Below are 315 nucleotides of genomic sequence, written 5' to 3'. Positions count from 1 at the left end.
CCGAGGAAAATTTGGATACGGTTTATTATTTGGATGATGCACTCAATGCTAGGCGGTTGATCGGCTACGGCGGGATCTTGAAAGAGATTCATAAGGAACTGAATTTGACGGATGCCGAGGACGGTGATCTTGTTCGCATTGACGAAGAAGAAGACGAGATAGCGAACGATACGTTTGAAGTCATGGCTCATTGGCATGTTGGCATTAAAAATTATATAACCTATTAGTAATGAATGTCAGTATTGTAATTTGTTAAAGTAATATTTAATTTCACCATCTATTTCCTTTAAAATTACCTTAATTTTCATATGTAGA

General features: G+C 36.5%; 1 protein-coding gene. It reads left to right on the top strand.

Annotated elements, in window-relative coordinates; genetic code table 11:
• A partial coding sequence (locus tag SB775_RS28410) for a protein rep (RefSeq protein ID WP_410864520.1) occupies window positions 1–227 on the top strand: 227 nt, incomplete at its 5' end.
• Between the last annotated feature and the right edge of the window lie 88 nt (window positions 228–315).

It is taken from the genome of Peribacillus sp. SIMBA_075 (assembly GCF_046534585.1).
The sequence above is the reverse complement of the archived record's forward strand: the minus strand, read 5'-3'. Positions and strand labels throughout refer to the sequence as shown.